Annotated in this window: 12 protein-coding genes; 1 reads left to right on the forward strand and 11 read right to left on the reverse strand. The window is 63.6% G+C overall.

The genetic code is table 11. The features are described from left to right. Positions 1–4: 4 nt before the first annotated feature. Positions 5–550 (forward strand): glycine zipper 2TM domain-containing protein, encoded by a 546-nt coding sequence (locus ACB033_RS08465; protein ID WP_016350791.1) that lies wholly within the window; start codon positions 5–7, stop codon positions 548–550. Between the two features lie 135 nt (positions 551–685). Here the strand turns inward: ACB033_RS08465 and ACB033_RS08470 are convergent, their stop codons facing one another. From ACB033_RS08470 to ygfK, 11 genes are all read right to left on the reverse strand, one after another. Beyond that, positions 686–3,904 carry an ExeM/NucH family extracellular endonuclease gene (locus ACB033_RS08470; RefSeq protein ID WP_371140455.1) on the reverse strand — a complete coding sequence of 1,073 codons (3,219 nt, stop codon included), beginning with the start codon at positions 3,902–3,904 and terminating at the stop codon, positions 686–688. Between the two features lie 529 nt (positions 3,905–4,433). After that, positions 4,434–4,919: a xanthine dehydrogenase iron sulfur-binding subunit XdhC gene (gene xdhC, locus ACB033_RS08475; RefSeq protein WP_124249805.1), complete on the reverse strand. Its 486-nt coding sequence runs from the start codon at positions 4,917–4,919 to the stop codon at positions 4,434–4,436. Further along, positions 4,916–5,794, reverse strand: coding sequence for a xanthine dehydrogenase FAD-binding subunit XdhB (xdhB, locus tag ACB033_RS08480; protein ID WP_139725558.1), 879 nt, complete (start codon positions 5,792–5,794; stop codon positions 4,916–4,918). The genes xdhC and xdhB overlap by 4 nt, the downstream gene beginning before the upstream one ends. Next, positions 5,787–8,105 (reverse strand): xanthine dehydrogenase molybdenum-binding subunit XdhA, encoded by a 2,319-nt coding sequence (gene xdhA, locus ACB033_RS08485; RefSeq protein WP_139725559.1) that lies wholly within the window; start codon positions 8,103–8,105, stop codon positions 5,787–5,789. The genes xdhB and xdhA overlap by 8 nt, the downstream gene beginning before the upstream one ends. Before the next feature lie 329 nt (positions 8,106–8,434). Then, the gene (locus ACB033_RS08490; protein ID WP_139725577.1) at positions 8,435–9,811 is read right to left on the reverse strand and encodes an NCS2 family permease; all 1,377 of its coding nucleotides are present in this window, start codon (positions 9,809–9,811) and stop codon (positions 8,435–8,437) included. Positions 9,812–10,095: 284 nt separating this feature from the next. Beyond that, complete coding sequence (gene guaD, locus ACB033_RS08495; RefSeq protein ID WP_139725560.1) at positions 10,096–11,412, reverse strand: guanine deaminase; 1,317 nt, start codon at positions 11,410–11,412, stop codon at positions 10,096–10,098. A gap of 24 nt (positions 11,413–11,436) precedes the next feature. After that, a complete protein-coding gene (locus ACB033_RS08500; protein ID WP_139725561.1) occupies positions 11,437–12,954 on the reverse strand; it encodes a nucleobase:cation symporter-2 family protein in 1,518 nt (505 codons plus the stop codon). 90 nt (positions 12,955–13,044) lie between these two features. Next, positions 13,045–15,942, reverse strand: a complete 2,898-nt coding sequence (locus ACB033_RS08505) for a molybdopterin-dependent oxidoreductase Mo/Fe-S-binding subunit (protein WP_371140456.1) — start codon at positions 15,940–15,942, stop codon at positions 13,045–13,047. Further along, positions 15,939–16,715, reverse strand: coding sequence for a molybdopterin-dependent oxidoreductase FAD-binding subunit (gene ygfM, locus ACB033_RS08510; RefSeq protein ID WP_139725562.1), 777 nt, complete (start codon positions 16,713–16,715; stop codon positions 15,939–15,941). Before ygfM ends, ACB033_RS08505 begins: the two co-directional genes overlap by 4 nt. An 80-nt stretch (positions 16,716–16,795) precedes the next feature. Then, entirely contained in the window at positions 16,796–18,124 is a 1,329-nt protein-coding gene (ssnA, locus tag ACB033_RS08515) for a putative aminohydrolase SsnA (protein ID WP_126881803.1), read from the reverse strand. A gap of 30 nt (positions 18,125–18,154) precedes the next feature. After that, positions 18,155–21,265 carry a putative selenate reductase subunit YgfK gene (gene ygfK, locus ACB033_RS08520; RefSeq protein WP_371140457.1) on the reverse strand — a complete coding sequence of 1,037 codons (3,111 nt, stop codon included), beginning with the start codon at positions 21,263–21,265 and terminating at the stop codon, positions 18,155–18,157. Positions 21,266–21,593: the final 328 nt, after the last annotated feature.

A 21,593-nucleotide genomic window follows, 5' to 3' on the forward strand; every position in this document is an offset into this window, starting at 1 on the left:
GAAAATGAACAAATCCATGTTGGCAGGAGTCGGGATCGGTGTGGCTTCTGCGCTGGCCTTGTCAGCCGCCGCCAGCGGATCCCTGTTTTCATCACAGCCTCAGTTCGCCGAAGTGCTGGCCAGCAAAGCGGTGACCGAGACCATCAAGACCCCCCGTCAGGAGTGTCGCAACGTCACCGTGACCCACCGCAAACCGGTGCAGGACGAGCACAAGATCCTGGGTACCGTGGTCGGCGCGGCGCTGGGCGGCGTGCTTGGCAACCAGTTTGGTGGCGGCAACGGCAAGAAGGTGGCGACCGCTGCGGGCGCCGTGGCCGGTGGCTATGCCGGCAACCAGGTGCAGGGCAACATGCAGGCCGGTGATACCTACACCACCACAGAGCAGCGCTGCAAGACGGTGCAGGAGAGCAGCACCCGTACCCTGGGCTATGACGTCACCTACCGCCTCGCCGGTCAGGAAGGGGTGATCCGCATGAACAAGGCCCCCGGCGCCACCATCCCGGTCAAGGATGGCAAGCTGGTGATCGACGGCCCCCAGAGCGGCAGCTGATCCCGTCAGCGTGTCCAGCTCAGAGGCCCATCCTGGTGATGGGCCTCGTTGTTTTCGGCACGTTGGCCTGCAACCGCAAGGTGGCCAACAACAGAAAGGGGCCCGCAGGCCCCTTTTTATATTGAGAAGTCATCCTCAGTGGCGACCGAAGGGCCACCAGGACTTGTCGTTGTCCAGAATGTCGACCCGGGTCTCCTGCAGGTTGCCCGGCTGGCCACCCTGCAGCGCGGCCAGACTCACCTTGAACTGCTCGGTGGGCTCGACAAACCAGTCATCGATGATCAGCACCTTGACCGACTTGCTGCCCCCCTCGCCCGCGGCCCAGCTCACGGTCTGGCTGAACCAGGGCAGGAAATCCAGCCCCCAGCGCGCCGTGACCCCGTCAAGGGCCACCCGGGCCCGGGCCGGCTTGCTCAGATCGCCGCTGCGCACCAGCGGGATCTCGGCAAACCACTGCCCCTCGTTCACCGTCATGCTGGCACGCGCCAGCGAAATGGTGGACGGCGCCAGCTTGTCCTTGATGGTCACCAGGGTCTGGTGCTGCTCGCCCAGGGTCGCGCCGCTCGCATCAAACAGCTCCAGGGTAAAGGTCTCGTCCCCCTCGCGCAGGGTGTCGCTCTTCACCGGGATGCTGATGGTCTGGCTGTCGCTCTCGCCCGCCCCCCAGTGCAGGGTGCCGGTGAGCGGCGCCACGTCGTTGGCATCGGCGCTGCCGTAGGCGATGCGATAACTCACGCTGGCCTCCCCATGGCTGCCATCGCTGCGGCTGACGGTCAGGGACAGGGTGTTGCCCTCCTCCACATTCGCGGCGGCGCTCTCGAGGCTCAACACCCCGGCGGGGGGCAGCGGATACTGGATGGCCACCAGCACGGGGTCGTGATCCGAGGCGCTGAAGGGCCCTTCGGATTTCGCCAGCTGGCCGCTGTACTTGCTGCCGTACTCGAAGAAGTTGCTCTCGGCGGAGTTGATGTGCCAATCCTCGATGCCGATCACCTTGGCCGCGAGGCTCGGATTGGCCAGGGCGTGATCCAGGTTGCCGAGCTCCCCTTCATAGCTGTAGGAGTAGGTGTCGGTGCCGTGGAAGCGGGTGTTGAGGTTGATAAGGCCATATCCCTTGCCCAGGGCGCTGCCGCTCTCCTCGAAGGGCTGGCCCGCCAATGTGGTGAAGGAGGCGCTCATGATCTGGCGCGACTGAGCGGCCGGATCATAGTCGGTCAGCACCCGGATGGGATCCTCCATGCCGTAGGCGTTCATGTCGCCGATAAGCAGCAGATCCCCGCTCACCCCCTTGAGCTGTTCCCCCAGCACCTTGGCGGCGGAGACCCGCAGCGCGTTGCAGTGGCCCTGGCCATCCAGGGGATCGGCGGTGGCGTAGTCGGGGTAATCCTCGAAGCAGGCGGAGCCCTTGGACTTGAGGTGGTTGACCACCAGGGTCAGGGGCGCATCCCCCTTGGGCGAGCTGAAACGCTGCACCAGCGACTCGCGCATCCCCTGGTTGATGGTCACCGGCTTGCCGCTGGCATCCTGCGCCTCGGCCTGCTGCACCGGCAGCGCGATGAGGCTGGCGGCTCCCTCCGGGGTCACCTTGGCGGGTCGGTAGATGAGGCCCACCGTGATGGCGTCGGTGCCGATGGGCTTGCCATCCGGCGAGGCAATCCAGCGGTAGTGATCCGCCTCGTCCGGCTGGGCGGCGTTGAGGGCCCCCACCAGGTTGGCGATGGCGGAGTTATCGCCGTAGCCGTTGTTCTCTATCTCCATCAGCCCCACCACGTCGGCATTGAGACGGGTGATGGCGCTCACGATCTTGGTGCGCTGCAGCTCGAACTCCGCCACCGTCAGGGCGCCCCGGTTGCTGCCGGTGGGGTTGGCATCGCCCCCCACGACAGTGGTGAAGAAGTTGAGCACATTGAAGCTCGCGACCCGCAGATCCCCCGCCTCGGCGAGTTCCGGCGTTTCCACCCGATCCCAGCCGCTGTGATCTATCTGGCTGGCGTCGATGCGGTTGCTGGCCACCAGTCGGAACAGGTTGTAGGAGTAGCCAAGCGCCCCCTCCAGCCCGTTGAGCTTGTCGCCGATGCGCAGGTAACCGTCCTCGGCGTTGAAGCCGGGGAACCAGGGCAGCACACCGTCCGGCGCCTTGGCGTCGGTCTCCACCACCAGCTGGTTCTGCTGGTTGCGAAGGGCCCAATTGCTCGCCTCCTGACTCATGGCGGCAAACTTCTGGGTCGACTTGATGAGCGGCGCGCCATAAGCCAGCACCAGGTTGTTGCGCTTGCCGTCGTAGTCGAAGCTGAAGTTGCGGGTCACTACCAGGCTGGATTCAGGCACCAGCCGCACCTGCATCCCCTCGTGACGTTCCAGCAGCTGGCTCAGGCTCTCCCCCGCCACCGGCACCAGATCCACCGCCGCCGGCACGGCCCCAGCAGGCCGGGTCACTACCAGCTCGTCGGCGTTGATCTGGGTCTGGTTGAAATACTCTTTCACCTTGCCCGAGACGCACACCTCGGCCCCCGGCACGATGGCAGCGTTGGCCTTGGTGCTGTAGACGAAGAGGCCGTCGGAGGTGGCCGGATCGCCGTCCCCCTGTTCATCCTGGATGAAGAAGCCCTTGTAGAGGCCGCTCACCACCTGGGTCACCACACCGCGGGTGGCATAGGCCTGCTCAGACTCGAACTTGCCGGCCGGCACCAGCGGGCTGCTGTTGCCGGGGCCCTGAATGGCGGGCACCGGCACCAGGCTGTCCACCGGGCAGACGAAGGCGGGCGGCTGGGTACCATCGCAGGGGCCATCGCCGCTGCAACCCAGGCCACTGGCGTCATCTTTCGGGGCGGCCACATATTCGAGCGCCGGATCGAAGGGGGCGGTTGCATCAGTCCGACCCGTGGTGACGGTGGCCTTGCGGCGCAGGGTCATGTCCAGGGTCGAGACGTTGCCCGACACCCAGGCCGTACCCGGATCCACCCCCACCTGGCCGAAGCTGTCGATTATCTCGCTGCCGCGATAGAGCACCAGGGCATCGTCACCGTTGAACACCAGGTTGCCGCTGGTGCGGTTGGCCTTGGCCAGGATCTCGGCATTTGCAGAGGGGTTGGCCAGCACCAAAGTGGCCCCCGGGGCCAGGGTGCCTTGCAGCGCCAGGCTGTTGGTGGGGGATTCGCTGATGGGTTTGCCGTTGGCGTAGAGCGCCAACCGGTATTGGGAGAGATCGACGGCGTCGCTGCCGAGGTTGCTCAGCTCCACCGCCTTGTTGTTGCCCGAGCCTTCCAGGTATTCGCTGATGAGCAGTTGTGCCTGTGCCTGTCCCGCCAGCGCCAGCCCGACGGCCAGCGCTACCAGAGAGTGTCTTCCTGACATGCCAGTTTCCTTTTCTTTTTGACGTTATGTTTTGCGCCCCGCCAGGCGGGCCGCAGCACCTTGTTACGATTCTGATTGAGCATCATGGTGGCCTCGGCCAACCACGGCGCCTACTCTGCCCGTTTCGGCGCAGGGCCGCCGCGAGCTGGCTAACAATTACAGAAAAATGTTGCGGTCACGTGACGAAAAAGGGGCTTTTTTTCCGCCCCCTTGCCGTTATTTTCCGTTATTTCCCGCCCACCGGTATTTGCTGCCGCCAATAGGCAAAAGAGGCGCACAAGATGGCGACACTAGTTGACATAGTGCGTAAAAACAGTCGCTTGCCATTTCCAGGTCGCTGCGCGGACCAGGCTGTTCATTATTTGTGCTGATAGCTGGGCAGTGCAGTATGCCTGTTCCCCAGTGCCCGCCTGAAATAACGGGATGCGTGCTTGAGCGGCGGGGTAAAAATAACCCTCCCGGCATATTTCAGACGCTGCTACCTCGCTGCCGAACGACGGTTTGAGAGGCTAATCGAGGGGCTAACCCATCACCCCTTGCAGCACTTTTTCACCGCCCGCACCACGTTCTGATAACCGGTGCAGCGGCACAGATTCCCCGACAGCCCGCGGCGGATCTCCGCCTCGGTCAAGGGTCGGCGATCTGTCTTGTCGAGCAGGGCGGCGCTTGCCATCACGAGGCCCGGGGTGCAAAAACCGCACTGCACCGCCCCCTCGTCGATAAAGGCCTGCTGCACGTCGGAGAGCTCATTGCCCTGCCGCTCCCCCTCCACGGTGCGAATGGATTTGCCATCGGCCCATACCGCCAGATAGAGGCAGCTGTCGATGGCCACGCCATCGACCCGCACGGTACAGGCGCCGCACTCACCGACGCTGCACCCCTCTTTCACGCTGATAAGCCCCTGCCCGCGCAGGAAGTGGAGCAGCGACATGGTGGGCGGCACCGCATAGGAGTAAGGCTTGCCGTTGATCTCGCACTGGATTTCTACGGCAGCACAGCTTTGCGGTTGCATCATAGGATCTTGCCTCCGGCACGTTCGACGGCGCAGGTGATCACCCGCTGCGCCAGGGTTTTGATCAGGTGCAGGCGAAACTCCTTTTCTGCCCGCCAGGAGGAGCGCGGCGTCACATCGGCCACCACCGCCTCGGCAATGGCTGCAAGGGTTGCCCGAGTCAGCGGTTGCCCCTCGGCCGCCGCTTCGGCGTGCGGGGTGCGCACCGGCGTCGGGGCCGCCACCCCGTAGGCCAGCCGCAGGCGCTTGAAGTGGCCATCCTCAATCTGGCAGTAGGCGGCGCAGCCGATGGTGGCGATGTCCATGGCACCCCGCATGGCGTACTTGAAGTAGTGGGAGCCCACCTGGGAGTGCGCGTCCGGGGCAAAGTGGAATGCCACCAGGATCTCCGCCGGTTGCAGCGCCACCTTGCCGGGGCCGGTGTGAAAACCGGCGATGGGGATGCGGCGCGTGCCATCGGGGCCGGCGATCTCCAGCTCTGCTTCCAGCGCGACCGTGGGCGCCGCCGAGTCGGCACTGGTGGCGCCGTTGCAGATGTTGCCGCCATAGGTGGCGACGTTGCGGATCTGCGGCCCGGCGATGGTGGCAGCGGCCTCCGCCAGCATCGGCAGGCGGCGCTGCACCAGTTCGTTTTCGATGAGCTCGGTAAAGGTGGTGCCAGAGCCGATACGGATCGACCCATCAGGCAGCTCACTCACCCCTTTGAGCTCGGGCAAGTCGTGAATATCGACGATATGACGATAGGCGGCGTTGAGGTGATGGAGCTGGATCATCACATCGGTGCCACCGGCCAAGAGGCGCGCCTCGGGATCGGCCTGGCGCAGGGCAACGGCCTCGGCCACGCTGTGGGCCTTGTAGTAACGGGCAATATCAAACATGGCGTTGCTCCTCCCCTGCTCCCTCGCCAATCAAACCCGCTGCGACAAACGCCCTGAACAGGGTCTTGGGGGTGATGGGCAGCTCGTTGATGGCGACCCCGGTCGCCATGCGAATGGCGTTACGGATCGCCGGGCCCGGCGAGATAATGGGCGGTTCCCCCAGGGATTTGTGGCCATAGACCGACTGGGGCTCGTAGGTCTGCACGAAGTCGCATTCGAGCTCGGGCAAATCCAGCATGGTGGGGAACTTGTAGTCGAGCAGGTTGGGGTTGCGCACCACGCCGGTTTTGGCGTCGATGATCATCTCCTCGAACAGGGACCAGCCGATCCCCATTCCCATGCCGCCGTGCACCTGCCCCTCTGCCAGCTGTGGGTTGAGGATCTTGCCCGCATCGTGCAAGTTGAGGATGCGATTGATGGTCACCTTGCAGAGATCGATGTCGACACTGAGATCGACAAAGGTGCAGCCAAAGCTCGGTGGGTTGGTGGTGGTCTTGTGGGAGACCTCCGAGGTGATCTGGCCGCCGATGGTGAGGTGGTAGTAGGCGTTGACCGACACCTCGGCGACGCTTATCAGCACCTTGTCCGGCGCACCGGCCAGTACCACGTAGCCGTCGATCAGGGTGAGCGATCCCACATCCTGATGGCAGAGCTGGGATGCCAGCGACAAAATGCGGGCCCGCAACTGCAGCGCCGCCTGATGGATGGCGGGGGCCGCCACATAGCTCTGGCGCGAGGCAAACGAGCCAGGATCGTAGGCGGTGATGTCGGTATCCTGGGTCGAGATGACCCGGATCTGCTCAAACGGAATGCCTAAGGTCTGGGCCGCCATCTGGGCAAAGACGGTGTCCGACCCCTGCCCAATCTCGGTGGCGCCGATCTGCAGATTGACGGTGCCATCCTGATTGAGCAGCATGCGGGCGCCGGCGATCTCCACCCCCACCGGATAGGTGTTGGAGCCGTAGCTAAAGCAGGCCACCCCGATGCCACGGCGCACCCGACTCGCCGGATCCTGTGCCAGACATTCGGCCTTGAGCCGCTCCCACTGGAACTGCTCGCCGCCCCGGCGCAGACACTCGGGGAGCCCTGCGCTGTAGATGGTCTTCTGGTTGACCTGATTGACATCCCCCTCGCGGGCCACGTTGGCGATGCGAACTTCGAGCGGGTCGAGCCCCAGCTCGGCGCAGGCGTCATCCAGCATGCATTCGAGGGCAAACACCACCTGGGGCGCGCCGTAACCGCGCATGGCGCCGGCGGTGGGCAGGTTGCTGTAGAAGGTTTTGGCGTCGTAGCCAAAGGCGCTGCGCGGATAGAGGTAGCTTATCTTGTTGGCGCCGGCACTGGCGATGGAGTGGCCGTGGGAGGCATAGCCGCCGGTGTTGGAGAGCACATCGAGCTGATACCCCTTGAGGGTGCCATCCCGGTTGATGCCGAGGGTGCCGTCGATGGCAAAGCCGTGGCGGGTGCGGGAAGCAAAGAAACACTCCTCCCGGCTCAAGGAAACCTTGACCGGCACGCCGCCAAGCTTGTAGCTCAAAAATGCCGCCATCGGCTCTTCCAGCACATCCTGCTTGTTGCCAAAACCGCCGCCCATGTAGGGCTTGATCACCCGCACGCTCGACCAGGGCAGGCCGAGGGATTTGGCGACCCGGCTGCGCACTATCTGGGGGATCTGGGTGCTGGTGACGACGATGATATGGTCCGGCTGATCCATGTAGGCGTAGCAGGTCACCGTCTCCAGATGACAGTGCTGCACCACCGGCGTCTGGTAGTGCCCCTTGAACTGCAAGTCGGCGGCGGCGATGGCCTGCTCCGGCTCTCCCGCCCGGATCTGACTCTGGCGCAGCAGGTTGCCGGTCGGGTGGATGGGATAGGCCCCCTCGGCCAGGGCGCTGGCCGCATCCGTCATCACCGGCAGCGGCTCGTAGGTCACCTTGACCAGTGCTGCCGCTTTTTCGGCGACCAGCGGATCGCGGGCCACGACTATGGCGACCCCATCGCCGAAGTGACGCACATGGTCAGTGAGCAGACGGCGGTCTTTCACATCCCGCTTGGTCTCATCAAGGGACCAGGCGTGACCGGCGGTACGAAAGCAGGTGGTGGGCACATCCTCGTGGGTGAACACGGCTTCGACCCCGTGCAGGGCCAGCGCCTCGCTGGCGTCGATGGTGAGCACCTTGCCGTGGGCGATGTTGCTTCGCACGTATTTGGCGTGGCGCATGCCGAGCATGATGTTGTCGTCGGTGTAGCGGGCGCTGCCGGTCACCTTGGCCTCGGCATCCACCCGCTTGAGCGGTAATCCTATGGACATATGCAAGTCCTTTGTCAGGCAGAAAAATCAGAACCGGTATAAAAAACAGCAAGATATGCGCCCGTTTCCGGCACCTCGGGCCAACCGGGGGGCAAAGGCGGCGAGCAAAGGGAAGAAGTGTGAAGAAGATCCCATCCGGCGCCCATCAGGCGCTCCGTCATGGCCGTGGCCAGTCCCGCAGCAGCAGCCCATGGAGGGCTCGGCAGCGCAATTGCCGGGCGGCGTTATCAATCTGGTAAGCCCCGTTATCAAAATGGTATGAGTTCGATTTGCAGGGCGAGGCCGGCCAAGAGAGGCTGGCCCCGCGATAAAGAAGGACGCGATGCGGACTAGATGGCCCAGCCGCCAGCGTAGAAGAGCACCAGCGCCAGGGCGATGATGACGGTGCCGACGTTGAGCTTGCGCCACTCCTTCGAGCAGATACGACCGATCACCAGGGCGCTGAAGCCCAGCATGATGCCGGTGACGATGTTGCAGGTGAGCACGATGAAGACGGCGCACAGCAGGCCGGACATGGCCCCGACAAAGTCATCGAAGTCGAGCCGGGCGACGTTGCTCAGCATCAGCAGCCCCACGTACATCAGCGCCGGTGCGGTGGCATAGGCCGGCACCAGGTAGGAGAGCGGCGAGAGGAACAGCATCAGCAGGAACAAGACCCCCACCACGGTGGCGGTAAGGCCGGTCTTGCCACCTGCCGCCGTGCCCGCCGCCGATTCGATGTAGACGGCGGCCGGCGCGGCCCCCACCAGACCGGAGAAGATACTGCTGATGGAGTCGGCACTGAGCGCCTTGCCGCTGTTGATGATGTGACCATCCTTGTCCAGCAGGTTGGCCTGCCCCGCCACGGCGCGAATGGTGCCGGTGGCATCAAACACCGCCGTCATCACCAGCGCCAGCACGCTTGGCAGCACCAGCGGCGAGAGCGCCCCCATCACGTCCAGGCTGAAGATGAGGGAGTTGCCCTGCTCGTCGGCGAGGCTCGGCATGGCGAACAGCCCCTGGTACTTGACCGCCGGATCGAAGATGAGGCCGAAAATGGAGATGGCGATGATCACCAAGAGGATCCCGCCCGGAACTTTAAGCTTCTCCAGCCCGACGATGACCGCCAGCCCGATAAGGGACATGATGACCGGCATGGAGGTAAAGGCCCCCAGCGCCACCGGCAGCCCCTCCAGCGGGTTCTTGATCACCAGCCCTACCCCGTTGGCGGCGATCAGCAGGAGGAAGAGCCCGATGCCGATGCCGGTGCCGTGGGCGATCCCCATCGGCAGGTTGTCGAGGATCCAGCTGCGCACCCCGGTCACCGAGATGGCGGTAAACAGCACCCCCATCAGAAAGACGGCGCCGAGCGCCACCGGGATGGCGATCTGCTGCCCCAGCACCAGGCTGAAGGCGGTAAAGGCGGTGAGCGAGATGGCGCAGCCGATGGCCATCGGCAGCTTGGCCCAGAGCCCCATCAGCAGCGAACCAAAGCCCGCCACCAGACAGGTGGCCACGAACACGGCGCCGGGGGGAAAGCCCGCCTTGCCGAGCATGCTGGGCACCACGATCACCGAATAGACCATGGCGAGGAAGGTGGTGAGCCCCGCCAGCACCTCCTGGCGCACATTGCTGCCCCGCTCGCTGATCATGAAGTAGCGATCGAGCGCGCCGCCGGCGGGCTGTCGTCCCGCCGCCGCCCCCTTGTCCGCAACTGCCCCGTCCATCTCGTTTATCCTGTTTGTCTGGCTCATGGCCGACTCCTTCCTGCATCCCTGAATGTGTCGTGACGAAATGGCGGTCGGTGCCGTGGATCTCTGCTGCCACGGTCGCCGGCATCATGGGGTTGGCAGGCAAGGCAAACGTTTGACTTGCCATCTAAAAAACCGGGCCATTTCACCTGCTGTGGCGGGGCAAACGCCCCGCCTGTCGTGCGGCGCAGGTACCACGCTGGCCCCTGCTGCCGTGTTCCCGGGGCGAGCATACCCGCCCCTCTGCTTTGAAAAGCGGATCAGCCCCGCTCGTGCACCAGCTGACCATCCACATAGGTGCGGTAGATGGATCTGTCATCCCCCAGGGTCAGCAGCACGAACAGCTTGTCGCGCAAGGTGGTGGAGTTGTCGTAGCGCAGCTGCTGCAGCGGGGTGGCGACCGGGTCGAGCACCACGAAATCCGCCTCCTTGCCCACCGCGAAGCTGCCGATCCGCTCGTCCAGCCCGAGCGCATGGGCGCCGCCCAGGGTGGCGAGATAGAAGGCCTGATAGGCCGAGAGGCGCTCGCCCTGCAACTGCATCACCTTGTAGGCCTCGTTGAGGGTCTGCAGCATGTTGAAGGTGGTGCCGGCGCCAATGTCGGTGCCCATCCCCACCTTCACCTGCTTGTGCCACGCCTTGTGCAGCTTGAAGAGGCCACTGCCCAGATACAGATTGGAGGTGGGACAAAACGCGATGGTGGAGCCGGTCTCCTTCAGGCAATCCCACTCCTGCTCTTCCAGATGGACGCAGTGGGCAAACACGCAGTTGTGGCCGGTGAGCCCGTGCTGGTGATAGACGTCGAGATAGCCCTGATGCGCCGGGAAAAGGGATTTCACCCAGGCTATCTCGTCCTTGTTCTCGCACAGGTGGGTGTGCAGATAGGTGGTCGGGTACTCTTCGCGCAGCCGTCTCGCCATCGCCAGCTGCGCCGGGGTCGAGGTGGGGGCAAAGCGCGGCGTGATGGCGTAGAGCAAGCGGCCGTTGCCGTGCCAGCGCTCGATAAGCGCCTTGCTCTGCGCATAGCTGCTCTCGGCGGTATCGAGCAGATAATCTGGCGCGTTGCGATCCATCATCACCTTGCCGGCGATCATTCGCATGTTGATGCGACTGGCCGCCTCGAACAGGGCATCCACCGACTCGGGGTGGACGGTGCCAAACACCAGCGCCGTGGTGGTGCCGTTTCGCAGCAGCTGCTTGATGAAGAAGGTGGACATCTCGCGGGCGTACTCGAGATCGTTGTAGCGCCGCTCGGCCGGGAAGGTGTGGCGGTTGAGCCACTCCAGCAGCTGCTCGCCATAGGCCCCCACCATCTCGCTTTGCGGGTAGTGGATGTGGGTGTCGACAAAGCCGGGCACTATCATCTTGCCGCGATAATCCCGCACCCGCACCTGGGCCGGAATGCGATCACGGCCCTCCTCCCACTGGCCGAACCAGTCGATGCAGCCGTTGCGGATGATCAGCAGGCCGTCTTCGATGAGGCGGGCATTGGGCTCTATCTCCTCGGGCTGGCTCACCACCCGGGTGATGTCGAAGAAGCTGCCGCGCACCGCCTTGACGGAGTTGTCGTTTTTCATCTCTCAATTCCCTCTTGTTGTTCGTTAGCCGCGATCCACTTGCGGGGCGCACACCTGGGCCTCGTCCGTCGCCAGCCCCTGTTGGCGGGCAGTGGCCGACGGAGCGGGTCGGGTGGCAAAACGGGTGTCGGGCTTGTCGCTCAACTGGATCAGCTCCACCGCCTCGGCGGCATTGGCGGCCACCTTGCGTCTGCGGCTTTGCGGCAGCACCAGGTTCATGATGATGGCGGTGATGCCGCCGGCGCAGATGGGGTTCTCCACCAGCATGTAGATCCCCGCCGGCAACACCTTGAAGACGTTCGGGTCGTAGGAGACGCCGAGCCCCAGCCCGAGCGAGGTGGCGACGATCAGGGTCTCGCGTCGATCGAAGCCGTGACTGATGATGATGCGTCCGCCGGCGATGGCGATCATGGAGAACATGATGACCATGGCCCCCCCCATCACCGGTGACGGTATGGTGGTGAAGAAGCGCCCCACCACCGGGAAGAGGCCGAGCAGCACCAGGATGACGGCGATGAACTTGCCCACGTGGCGCGAGGCCACCCCGGTCATCTGGATGACGCCGTTGTTCTGGGCAAAGGTGGTGAGCGGCAGGGAGCCGAGCGCCGAGGCGATCACCGACACCAGGCCGTCCGCCAGCACGCCGCCGGAGAGCCGTTTTTGAAACTCGGGGCCCTGGATCTGCCGGTGGGAGACCATGGCGGTGGCGGTGATGTCCCCCACCGCCTCCAGCACGCTCAACAGATAGATGGTGCCGGCCAGCACGAAGGCGTGCAGATCGAAGGAAAAACCGTACTTGAACGGGATGGGTACTGTGATGAGTGGCAGGTTCTCAAGGGCGGAGAAATCCACCATGCCGAGCATCAGGGCTACCGCATAGCCCACCAGCAGGCCGATGGCGATGCCGCTCATGCGAAGCAAGGGGCTCTTGCTGCAGTTGAAGGCGACGATGACGCAGAGCACCAACAGTCCCAGGCCGATGTTCTCGTATTTGCCGAAGGTGCCGCTGCTCATGGCGGAGAAGCCGCCGCCAAAGTCGATGATCCCCACCTTGATGAGGCTCAGGCCAATCATCAGCACCACCACCCCGCTCACGGTGGGGGTGATCACCCGCTTGAGGTAGGGCAGCACGAAGGAGGAGCCCATCACCAGGAAGGCCCCGACGAAGGAGACCCCGAGCAGGGTCGAGACGATCAGCTCCTCGTGCAGGCCATCTTTTTTCATGGCGCTGCCAAGCGCAATCATCACGGTGACGAAGGAGAAGTTGACCGACTGGATGGAGAGCAGCCCCGAGCCGATGGGGCCGTAGCGGTTCACCTGCAGCCAGGTGCCGATGCCGGAGGCGATCATCGCCATGGAGACCAGATAGGCGGTGGTCTCGGTGGAGAGGCCAAGGGCCCCGCCCACGATCAGGGCCGGCGTCACCATGGGCACGAAGATGGCCAGCAGGTGGGTCACGGCCCCCATCAGGGTTTGGTAAAAGGGAGGTTTGTCTTCGAGCGCGTAAATCAGGTCCGAGTGCTTGCGTGTTGTTTTAGACATCTTGATTGTCCCATCACACAGAATATGGGCGGAGTACTCATTCCGCTGTCAGGTGCTGGGGGCGAGCCTGCGCCCGCCCCTCACCTTTTCTTATGCCGACGCTTGTTGCTCCAGCTTGCCCAGTTCGCGCAGGATCTGCTCCGGCGTGAAGTGCCACTTGCGCAGCCAGACACCGCAGGCGTCGTGGATGGCGGTGGCGATGGCGGGCGCGGCGCCGTTGACCCCGATCTCCGAGATGGACTTGGCGCCGTAGGGGCCGACCTTGTCGTCACTCGGTACCAGGAAAGCCCGAAAATCGCGCGGGATGTCGCCAATCTTGGGCGCGCCATAGCTCTTCAGATCCCGGGTGAGCGGGATGCCCTTGCCGTCGTAGCAGATCTCCTCGGTCAATGAGTGGCCGATGGCCCGCATGGTCGCCCCGTAGATCTGGCCGAGCGCCAGTTCCGGGTTGATGGGGGTGCCGCAGTCGAGCAAGGCGTAGAACTTGTCGAGCCGGATCTGGCCGGTTCTGACGTTGACCGCCACCTCGGCGAAGTTGGCCCCGTACGGGAAGGCAAGCTCCGAGGTGATGTAGCTGGCGGTGCCCACCAAGATACCGAAGCCGGTACCCGTCTCCGCCTTGTGGGCCAGCTTGGCGAGGCTTACCTCCCCCAGCTTGCCGCGCACCAGGCCCGGAAACGCCAGCTCAACATCGGCTACCGGCTCACCCAGCATGGCGGCGCCGTGCAGCAGGATCTTCTCCTTGAGGTTCTCGGCCGCCTTCTTGGCCGCGTTACCGGAGAAGCAGGTGCCCGACGAGGCGTAGGCCCCCTTGTCGAACAGGGCGTGGTCGGTGTCACCGGAGATGACGTGCACATCCCCGAGCGGGCAGTGCAGCACTTCGGCAGTCAGCTTGGCCACCACGGTATCGAGGCCGGTGCCGATATCGGCGCCACCGGAGTGGACGATAAAGGTGCCGTCCGATTCCAGCTTGACCATGCAGTTGGCCTGATCGATGTCCGGGATCCCCGATTTTTGCATGATGATGGCGACACCACGACCGATGCGCCAATCCCCGTCAGCGGGTTTGGGGCTGTCCCAGGCGATCAGCTCGCGGCCCTGCTTGAGGATGGGCTCAAGGGCACAGCTGGCCGCGTGGGGCACCGAAGTAGGCATCTTGCCCTCGCCGATGGCACCGAGCACCTTGAGGATGTCCCCCTCGTGCACCCGGTTGTGCTCCACCATGTCGAGCTGATCGATGCCGAGTTTCTCGGCCAGTTCCGCAATCGCCATGGTCAGCGCGAAGTTACCCTTGGGCGCACCGTAGCCCTGATAGGCACCGGTCGGGCAGATGTTGCTGTAGTAGGTATTGACGGTAAAGCGCACGTTCTCGCACGGATAGAGCGGCAGGGAGAGCGCCGGGCCGTTGCTCGGCACCGTCAATGAGTGGTTGCCGTAAGGGCCGGTGTTGGCACGAAAATCCATCTCGATGGCGGTGATGGTGCCATCTTTTTTGGCCCCCACTTTCACCTTCACCTTGGCCACGTGGCGGGAGGTGTTGCTGATGAACTCCTCTTCACGGGTGTAGCGGAAGGTGACCGGACGGCCGGTGACCTTGGTCGCCCAGGCGCACACCTCTTCCAGCAGGATATCCTGCTTGGAGCCAAAGCCGCCCCCTACCCGCTCCTTGATCACGTGCACCTGGTGCTGCTTCATGCCGACGATGCGCGCCACCTGACGGCGCACGTGCCAGGGCACCTGAGTTGATGCGTGAATGACCAGCCGATCGCCATCCATGTAGGTGAAGCAGATGTGCGGCTCGGTCGGGCACTGCTGGGCCTGGGTCGACTCGTAGGTGCGCTCGACAATCTCGTCCGCCTCGGCAAAGCCCTTGGCCACATCGCCAATCTGGCCATGGACGCTGGCGGCCAGGTTCTCGTGGGGACGGGAGCCGATGGGGAAGTTGATGATCATGTGCTCGTCGCCGCGGCGCACCGAGCAGGCGTTCTGCTGCTCGAGATCCGCAGGCGCCCCGGCCATGTAGACGATGGGCTCGTCATGCACCAGCGGCGCATTGGGGGCCATCGCCTCGTCTATGTTCATGACCGCCGGCAGCACCTGATACTCGACGTCGATGAGTTTCAGCGCCGCCAAGGCGATGGCTTCACTCTCGGCCACCACGGCGGCCACCCGATCACCGACGTGACGCAGCTTGCGGCCAAACATGCGGCGATCGAGCGGTGACGGCTCGGGGGCGCTCTGGCCACCCGGGGTGTAGTAGACATCCGGGCAGTTGAGGTGAGTGATGACGTGCACCACCCCCGGCATGGCTTCGGCGCGGCTCACGTCGAGTTTGGTGATCACCGCATGGGGATGGGGGCTTCGCAGCATCTTGATGACCAGCGCATCCTCGGTGACCCGATCCTCCACGTAGCAGGGCTTGGCCTGCACCATCTTGGCGGCGTCCACTTTCGGGCAGCTCTTGCCGATGTGGCGCAGGTCGTCACGAAACTCGGGGGCAATCTGGCACAGGTAATCGGGATCCTTGAGGCGCGAGCTGGCAAGCTCGATGGCCTGATAGAACTGCTGGTAGCCGCCATCGCGGTGAAACAGGCCCGAGAGCGCGTCGTCGATTTGATCACGGTTGGGGCTGGGGTGGCGATCAAGCAGGTCGGTGACGATGAGCGCCGCGGCCGGATCGTTGTAGCCGGACTGCACCACGCCCACGTCCACCATGGCCTGCTGCACCAGACTGAGCTGGTTCCAGCTGCCCAGCGACTCGGCGGTGCGCACCTGCGCGCCCTCCAGTTGGGCGGCGATCAGCAGGGAGGCGTTGATCACCTTGCCGTTGAAGAGGATCGCGTCGGAGCCGGCAAAGCCGAAACCGTCGTCACTGTTGCGCACCGAGTGCATCCGGCACTGGTTGAACAGCACCCGCTGGGCATTCTCGCCAGCCGGGGCGATGACGGTGCGCAGGGCACCGTTCAGGGTAAAGTTGAGTTCCATCATGCCTGTACCTCCTGCTGCTGGCACTCCACCAGCAGATCTGCCACCACCACGCCGCTGATATAGCGCTTGTAGGCCACGCTGCCACCGAGATCCGCGCGCGGCGCAATCAGTGCGCTCACCGCCGCCTCCAGCGCTGCATCCCGCAGCTCATGACGCTCCACGTCCCGCAGGCGCATCGGCTGCGGTGTGACGCCCGCCAGGGCGACCCGCATCTCGCCAAGGGCGTCGAGGGCCACCGCGGCTGTCATCACCGCCAGGCCGTCGGCGTTGCGGCTGATGCGGCGAGTGGCGCAGCGCAGCTCGGGCTCCGGCAGCACCACCCCCAGCACCAGCTCCTTGCGCTGGCCGGCCAGATAGGCATCGATGGGTTGCAGCTGGTTGTTCTCCAGCACCACCACCGCTTCGAGCACCAGCAGCACCGGCAGCAGCGGGGAGTCCTGCTGCTGGCAGGCAAGCTCGCCGCCGAGGGTGGCCTGATTGCGCAGATGGCGGGAGTAGACAAACCCCAGCGCCTCGCACAGGGCGGCCGGGGTACGGGGGTCGTCTTTGAGGGCTTGCAGGGTAACGGTGGCGCCGATGTGGAGCTGACCGTGCTGCTGCTCGATCTGGCCAAGTCCGAGCTTGGCCAGCGAGATGGCGACCTTCTTGTCGGTGCGGGTCGGCGCGGCGTTGAGCTTGCTGCCGCCCCCCATGTAGACAGCGTCGTTGCCAAACTGGGCCTTGAGGGCCAGCGCCTGACCCAGTTGCTCGGGTCGGAAGAATTGCTCAATCATGTGTCGTCCTTACTCTTGCTGCCCGCCGCCGGGAAGGTCCACAGGGCGGGCAATCCAGTCCAAACGTGCGGAGGGTGGCCTTAGGCCAGCGCGTCCATTCGTTGCCACAGGCGGCTCGCCACCTTGCTGGCCTGCTCATAAAGGGGCTCGACGTCAAAGGCGAACTCGCGATCCTGATAGACCATGCGCCCCTCCACCATCACGCTGTTGACCGAGGATGAGCCCATGCCGAAGGCGAGATGGCCACCGAGATTGCGCGGTGCCAGCGGAGTCGGTGCGGCGTAGTCGCAAATGGTGAGGTCGGCCTTGTAACCCGGCTCCAGGCGGCCAAATTTGGCGCCGAAGTTGCGCTCCAGCAAGGTGTTGCCGTTCCACAGGAACCGGGCAAAGCTGTCGGGCCACAGGGCACCACCGGCATCCTTGTGTTTGAAGTAGGCGAACTTGAGCTCTTCGAGCATGTCGGAGCCGATACCGTCGGTGCCGAGCGCCAGGTTGCGGTATTCCGGCAGGTGCAGGTTGTAGCCCACGTGGTTGTTCATGTTGGAGCGGGCGTTGTGCACCAGGAAGGCATCGCGGCTGTTGAGCAGCTCGATGTCGGCCGGGCTCAGGTAGATGCCGTGGGCGATCAGGGTCTTGCTGTCGATAAGATCAAACTCGTCCAGCCGGGCGATGGGCTCCTTGCCATGGTGGTGGTGGCCGTGAGCCATGTCGTATCTGTCTTCCGCCACATGGATATGCAGCCCGCGACCGGTGACCTGCACCGCTTCGCGCAGCATGGCCAGCCCTTCGTCGGGCACGGTGAAGGGGGCGTGGGCACCGATATGAGCCTCCACCAGATAGGGTTCGTCCCCCTTGGCCTTGGCGGCATCGATGGCTTGCGCGAACTGGATGTTCTCCTCCACCCCGGCCTGCAGCTCGGTGAGGCCGCCGTTGCGATCCGTGGTCTCGAAGCAGGTCATGCCGCGCAGACCCGCCTCCACAAACCCTTTGCGCAGCACATTCAGGGAGCCCTTGATGAAGTTGGGCGAAGCGTGGTGGTCGATCACCGCACTGCAGCCGCTCTTGATCGCTTCCAGCGAGCAGATGAGGCCGCTGTAGTAGAGGGACTCTTCATCGAGCGCCCGATCCAGCCGCCACCAGAGGTTTTTCAGGGTGGAGATAAAGTCCGGGCAGGGGGCGATATTGGCCATGATCCCCCGCGACAGGCCGGAGTAGAAGTGGTTGTGGGCACAGACGATGCCCGGCATCACCAGCTTGCCACCCATCTCCCGATAGGTGGCCTCTGGGTAGAGGGCCCGCAGATTGGGCCCCACCGCTTTGATGAGCGATCCTTCGATGGCGATATCCACCCCTTCCAGCACCAGGGTCGGTTCCAGCTGGACGGCGGTGACGTTCTTCAGAATAAACATGGTTGGCTCCTTCGCTTATTCGTGGTTCGCTCAGGCCTCGACGGCCCCCAGCAGGTAGTGGTGATGGGCGTGGACATGGCTGATGATGCGGCACATGTCGCCAAGGGCCGCTGGCGCCTCCAAAATCTGGCTCTGGGCGTCTATGGTCAGGCGATAGATCTCGCCATCCTGACGCACCCGCAGTTCGCCACCGTCAGCCAAATAGAAACCGGGGTTGCGGCTGTTGTCGAAGTCCTCGGGCAGGCTGAAGATGGTGACCTTGTCCTGATAGGGCTTGCCCTGCCAGGGGCAGAACTGGGCGCAGTTGCCGCATTCGTTGCAGTAGGCATCCAGATGCAAGGTCTGGAACTGGTCCTTGAAGCCCGGCACCGCGATAGCGACGTTGGCCCGGTTGGGGCAGACATCCACGCACTTGCTGCAGAGGTAGTTGCACTCGAGGCAACGGTGCGCCTCTTGTGCCACGAAGGCCTCCCGCTCGCCCTTGTCCACCAGGGTGACGGCGATGCTCCCCTTGCGGCGGTAGATCTCATCCTTGCCCGACGGCTGGATGGCCACGTCACGCTGCTGGCTGGCGATATGCTCGCGAGAGAGCACCAGATCCGCGGCGCGACGGGCACCACCGATGGCACCGACGATGGAGGACGGGCCGCTCTGCACGTCGCCAATCAGGAAGACGTTGCGACGGCTGGTTTCGCCGCTCTGGCCATCCACCTCGGGCCAGCCATCGCTACCAAGGGGAATGCCCATGGCTTTCAATACCTCGCAGTCAGGCTGCTCGCCGATGGCGGTGATCAGCGCATCCATCTGCATCACTTCGGTCTGCTCGGTGGGCACAGGACGGCGGCGGCCCTGCTCGTCGGGTTCCCCCAACGCCATCATCCGAACTGTGAGCTTGCCATCTTTGTCAAAGCGCTCCGGATTGGTGAGGAAGCAAAAATGCACCCCATCCTCCACCGCTTCCAGATACTCCTCGCGATAGGCGGGCATCTCTTTTTCGCTGCGACGGTAGATAACGGTCACATCGCTGACACCGGGCACCTTGAGGGCGGCTCGGGCGCAGTCCATGGCGGTGTTGCCGGCACCAACCACAGCCACATGGCGGCCCAGCGGCAGCGGTTTGCCCTGATTGAAGCTGCGCAGGAAGTGGAAGGATTTGTAAATCCGCTCGTGTCCCCCCTCAAGGCGCATGCCACCGTTCTTGTCGGCACCGATGCCGACGAAGACATAGCTAAAGCCCTGCTCCTGCAGCTTGTCGACGGTGAGCGCCGGATCGCAGCCGAACTCGAACTTGACCCCGTGGGCGGCGACAAAGTCGATGTCGTGCTGGATAAGCTCGGCCGGAATGCGGAACTCGGGGATGATGTGTTTGACCACGCCACCGGCATCCGCTTCGCGCTCGAACAGGGTGACCGGGTGACCGGCGCGGGCCAGGAAGTAACCGGCGGAGAGACCGGCCGGGCCGGCGCCAATGACCGCCACCGGGTGCTTGTCACCGCTGCCTGCCGGTTTGTGCCAGCGCGCCTTGTACCCTTCCCAGCCGCGCTCCAGCGCGACCTTCTTGAGTTCGCGGATATTGAGCGCGCTGTCGTAGTCGAGACGGGTGCAGTTGTACTGGCACTGGTGATCGCAGATGTGACCTGTGATGGCGGGCAAGGCGTTGCGCTGATAAATCAGCTCAAGGGCTGCCACATACTCCCCCTCGCCCATCAGGCGAATGTACTCGGGGATATCCTGATGCACGGCGCAGGCGGTGACGCAGGGCGCCACGTAGCAGTCGGTCAGCGGCAGGCCGCCACCCACCTCAATGCGATCGTCGGACTTCCACTCCTTCTGGGTGTAATCCATGGTGAGGGCCTTGGCGGCAAGGGCCTCCAGCTTCGCAACATCCACCTGAGCCATGGCCCAGCTATCGGAGGCGTCGATCTCTTTGAGGCACTCCAGCTGGCGCAGGTAGCCACCCGGTTTGAGCAGGTCGGTGGCCATGGTTATGGGACGAATGCCGGTCTCGAAGATATCGCTGATGTTGAACTTGCTGGCACCACCGGAGTAGGAGATGGGCAGCTTGCCATCGAAGGCACGAGACAGCACGGCGGCCACGTTGATGGAGAGCGGGAACAGCGCCCGGCCGGACATGTACATCTCATCACCCGGCAGCGCCCCCTTGCGGTTGATGGTGCCGAGGGTGTTGGTGAGCTTCACCCCGAAGGTGAGCCCCTTCTCGGCTCCCAGCGCCATCAAGCGGGTCAGCATGGCCTTGGCCTGATCCAGTTTGAGATCGTGATCGAACGACGCTTCGCTCAGACCAATGTAATCAAAGCCGCAGGTATCGAGGATCTCGCGCACCCGCGGGTAGCCCAGCAGGGTCGGGTTCAGTTTGACGAAAGTGTTGAGCCCCTTCTCTTCCAGCATGTAGCGGCAGATGGCCTCAATTTCGTTGGGCGGGCAGCCGTGCATGGTGGAGAGGGTAACGCCGTGCACCAGATTGGCCGGGATACGATCTACCAGCTGTTGCAGGCGATCGCGGCGCGCCCCCAGTCCCAGCTCGGCGATAAACTGCTCGTCGGCCACCAGCTCGCGTACCACCTGCTGGTACTCGGCAAATTTCGGACTTTGGCTTGCATCCATCAGGCTGTGGATGAACTGCTGCATCGGCGGCTGTTTGATGCCATCGAGGTTGTACCCCACGCTCATGTTGAAGATGAAGGACTTGGCCTCTCCGTCGAGGCGCGGGTCGAACACCTCCTCCAGCAGGTAGAGGGCAAACCAGGCTTTCAGGTACTCGTCAAACGCCTTGGGCAGGGTGAACTCGGTGGACCATTCGGTGTTGAAGCACTCGTCTTCGGCATCGATGCAGGGCTTTTCCAGTTCGAGACGGTCCAGGATCTGCACCGTCTTGAGCTCGATAAAGCGCCCGCCGGTCAGCCAGGAGGTGACGATGTTCTGGGCCAGCTGGGTATGGGGGCCGGCTGCCGGGCCAATGGGGGTCTCGCAGGTTTCACCGAACACCTTGATCTTGCGCTCGTCCTGCTTGCGATAGAATTGCGCGGCGGGAATGCCGAAGATGGATTGACTCGCTTTATATTCCGAGAAGATACGGACCAGAAGGTTCTTGAAGGGAACGGGTCGCATAATATCGCCCATGTTGATCTCCTTGCAGCGGCACTGCTCATTGACAGGGTGAATAAATGGGGCCCATCCACAACCACGCATAAAAAGCCCCTTGAAACTGACAAGAGCAACAATCAGGCCAGCGCCGGATCTTTTTATTTTTCAGCCATAAAAACGTGAGGCACCTCCAATTAATAAAACATCGAAAGCCGATACCAGTTTCGACAATGAGAGTGGCTATCAACACCAAATTTAAATAATGAAAACGCCGCCCTCGTTGCTGAAAATGATCTCACTTTGGCGCGGCGCGCTATCAGTTTGATAAAGAGTGCGGCCATCGCCATTATCAGGCCGGCCAGGA

Source organism: Aeromonas sp. S15(2024) (genome assembly GCF_041402265.1).
Taxonomy (GTDB): domain Bacteria; phylum Pseudomonadota; class Gammaproteobacteria; order Enterobacterales; family Aeromonadaceae; genus Aeromonas; species Aeromonas dhakensis.